This is a genomic window from Vibrio sp. J1-1 (assembly GCF_021728395.1).
Lineage (GTDB): Bacteria > Pseudomonadota > Gammaproteobacteria > Enterobacterales > Vibrionaceae > Vibrio.
This window is the reverse complement of the sequence record NZ_JAKKCM010000047.1, coordinates 1-1,433: the sequence shown is the minus strand read 5'-3', so window position 1 is coordinate 1,433 and position 1,433 is coordinate 1. Positions and strand designations below refer to the sequence as shown.

Genomic DNA, 1,433 nt, shown 5'->3' with positions numbered 1-1,433 from the left:
GCAATGTAGATCAGATAAGGATCGGTTGACCGATCCTTCTGATGAGAGACAATCGGAAATCTGTTTATAGGTTTCCGATTTTTTTATGTCTATCCAAAACTGTTTTGCCGACTTTCTGGAAGAGAGTCCTGTCGATGTTGCTCAGTTAACCACCTTCTCTGAGCATATACCTGACGAGTGGATTGCCAAAGCGGCAACACTTTCCGAGAAAGCGACTATTCGCCGACGTCGTTTACCTAGTGATATGGTTCTCTGGCTTATTGTTGGAATGGCATTCTTTCGCAATGAGCCAATTGCAGAAGTAGCTCGGCGAATGAATGTCTGTGCCGACGGGTTGGCTGATGAAGAGCTGTTAGCAAAAAGTGCCTTAACGCAAGCAAGGCAACGCCTTGGTAAAGCCGCTCCGGAATGGTTGTTTAGGCAATGCGGTCGCACATGGGGCCTAGAGCGTTACCCTGAGGATACTTGGCAAGGCTTACAAGTCTTTGCTGTTGATGGGGCGCTTTTTCGAACCGCTGATACACCGGAGCTAAGAGAACATTTTGGCTCAGGTAATACATCCAGTGACAGGCAGACTCCTCATCCGGTATTAAGGGTGGTAACCATGATGAATGTCCGCTCCCATGTTATTGTGAATGCAGCCATAAGCCCATATCGTCGTGGAGAAATCCCCCTTGCTATGCCTTTTATTGACTCCCTACCGGATAACTCAGTGACTTTATTAGATAAGGGGTTTTATGGCGCAGACTTACTGCTTTCTCTCCAAAATAGTGGCTCGAACAGACATTGGTTGTTACCTGCGAAGAAAGGGGTGAAATACACCACTCTGGATGAGAAAGAGAGCGATGACATGTTGGTTGAAATGAAGGTCTCGCCACAGGCTCGCAAGAAGAATCCTAACCTACCTGAGAAATGGCAAGTCAGGGCAGTCACTTATCAAGTCGCAGGCAAGCAGAAAACCGTCTTTACGTCCCTGCCTAGGGAAGACTACGATGCAAAATCCGTCGCCGAGCTTTATCACGAGAGATGGGAAATTGAGTTGGGGTATCGAGACATAAAAAGTTCGATGCAACACAATGCTTTGGTGTTGAGGAGTAAGACTGTCGAGCTTGTCTATCAAGAGTTATGGGGGCTGTTGCTTGGTTATAACTTAGTGAGACGAGAAGCTAGCCAAGCAGCAGTAGAGCACGGTCGAATGCCCAACGAAATCAGTTTTAAATACGCTTGCCAGTTCATTGCGAGTCAACTAAAAGTGATGAGCAAAGCGGTATCTCCGGGTAATACGCCGAAGCGTCTGAAAAGTCTGCGTGGCGACTTGTCTATCCTTTTTATAGACAAACGCCCTAAGCCTAATAGGCCTAGGGCGGTAAAAATATCAAAGACCCGATATCCTGTTAATCGCAAGGCAGCTCCGCTTAAGTGAACTACGTTGC

Annotated in this window: 1 protein-coding gene; it reads left to right on the top strand. The window is 47.0% G+C overall.

Annotated features, from left to right (window positions below; translation table 11 throughout):
- Positions 1-85 precede the first annotated feature (85 nt).
- A complete protein-coding gene (locus L3V31_RS21960; RefSeq protein WP_237319355.1) occupies positions 86-1,423 on the top strand; it encodes an IS4 family transposase in 1,338 nt (445 codons plus the stop codon).
- The last annotated feature ends 10 nt before the right edge of the window (positions 1,424-1,433 follow it).